Below are 1,757 nucleotides of genomic sequence, written 5' to 3'. Positions count from 1 at the left end.
AATTTGTTCTTGAATCGAAACACCGTGCTCACTTGCTTAGAGGATTGTCCTGCGGACAATCACGCACGCCCGCTCGCACAGTTTTTATACGGGACGTTGCCCTTAATGCTGAAAAACCAGAACAAGTTATCATATTGGTAACTTTTTAATTATCTTTGCTCCAAATAATTTGATGTGAAAATATTTTCGAGAGGGACAATACGGGATTTTTGGGAAAAGCACGGCGATTGCGAACTTCAGCTAAAAACGTGGTATCGTGAAACCGAGAAATCCAATTGGTCATCGATCAACGAAATTAAAAATGAATATCCAAGCGCAAGTATTTTAAAAGATAACCGGATTGTTTTCAACATTAAAGGAAACAATTATCGGCTGATTGTCAAATTCAATTTTGAGTATCAACTTGCGTGGATAAGATTTATCGGAACTCACGCAGAATATGATAAGATTAACACAAACGAGATTTAAGATGAAAATAAAACCGATTAGAAATGAAGCGGACTACCAAATGGGACTTGAGCGTTTGGAAGTTATTTTTGATGCAAAAAGAGGAACTGATGAAGGCGACGAACTGGAAATTTTAGCAATGGTTATCGACAATTATGAAAATGATAATTTCCCAATCGGTATGCCCGACCCAATTTCTGCCATCAATTTTAGAATGGAGCAAATGGGCTTGAAACAAAAGGATTTGGTCGAGATGATTGGTTTCAAAAGTCGTGTCAGCGAAATAATGAACAAAAAGCGTAAACTGACTTTGGAAATGATAAGAAAATTGAACGCCAAATTGCATATCCCGACCGAGGTTCTGATCCAGGATTATTGAGCAACATTGCGGACGCACTAAGGGCAACAATGTATAAAAAACAGTTGCCAAGCAACTTTATGAATAGGGCAACCGATTTTTTATATGGGACGTTGCCAGTAATTAAAACCAACCTTTATAGATTTGGAAAGACTTGAGAAATTAAGATATATTGATGAAAAATTTTTTGAGGATTTTCAAATAGCAACAGACAATTATCTACGTAAACTTCTATTTGAAAGCGAATTTCCAAGAACAGCCGAAATATGCTATATGTATATAAGCGGTTCCAATTTTCTAAAAAATTCAATATTTGATTGTGCAGAAACAGAAGATTATTACAGCGTGAGTGTTTTATTACGTTCAATAATCGAGCATTATTTACGATTCAAATATTTCTGGTTTAATAATGCAAAAATCAAAGATGATACCTACGCTCTTAAATTCAGAACTGCCATTGATTTTAAAGAAAAAATTGATATGGAAAGGTCAGTCAATGCAGTTAAACAAATAAGGAAAATAGACCAAAAATCATCTGACGAAATTTGGAAGGACTTAATATCTGAAAACAAGGATTTTGCAATGTTCACTAAAGGAGAAATTTCTGAGTTTTCGAAATCCCTTTCAATTAAGAACATTATAAAATATATCGAAAAAACAATGGGAGAAGGATGTTTTGAGACAAATACTTTTCTACAAAAATTAATAATACAATATTCAAATATGTCCTCATTTGTTCATGGAGGACTTTTTGCCCATAAAAAAATGGTTTCGCTGGAAAATGCAAAAGAAAGACAGGATGCTTTAATTGGAATTTGCGGAATAGCTTTACAATCGGCTACTGCAATAAAAAGCTTTAGTTATTTGACTTTTTACCAATTTATGCCGGAATTCAGATTGCATTACAATAATGTAACGGAACTGATAAAGCAAATGGATAAATAACTACTGG

The 1,757-nt window shown here is 34.0% G+C and carries 3 protein-coding genes; all 3 read left to right on the top strand.

The features are described 5' to 3' along the window. The first annotated feature begins 174 nt into the window (after positions 1 to 174). The 3 genes from RM529_RS17175 (at position 175) to RM529_RS17165 (ending at position 1,750) form a co-directional block, all read left to right on the top strand. The gene (locus RM529_RS17175) at positions 175 to 468 is read left to right on the top strand and encodes a type II toxin-antitoxin system HigB family toxin (RefSeq protein ID WP_311485973.1); all 294 of its coding nucleotides are present in this window, start codon (positions 175 to 177) and stop codon (positions 466 to 468) included. A 1-nt stretch (position 469) separates the two neighbouring features. Further along, positions 470 to 826 carry a helix-turn-helix domain-containing protein gene (locus RM529_RS17170; protein WP_311485972.1) on the top strand — a complete coding sequence of 119 codons (357 nt, stop codon included), beginning with the start codon at positions 470 to 472 and terminating at the stop codon, positions 824 to 826. Between the two features lie 123 nt (positions 827 to 949). Then, the gene (locus RM529_RS17165) at positions 950 to 1,750 is read left to right on the top strand and encodes a DUF5677 domain-containing protein (protein ID WP_311485971.1); all 801 of its coding nucleotides are present in this window, start codon (positions 950 to 952) and stop codon (positions 1,748 to 1,750) included. Positions 1,751 to 1,757: the final 7 nt, after the last annotated feature.

This window comes from Autumnicola edwardsiae, assembly GCF_031846505.1.
In the GTDB taxonomy this organism is placed as follows: domain Bacteria; phylum Bacteroidota; class Bacteroidia; order Flavobacteriales; family Flavobacteriaceae; genus Autumnicola; species Autumnicola edwardsiae.
Note: the sequence above shows the minus strand (reverse complement) of the source record. Positions and strands in the feature narration are given on the sequence as shown.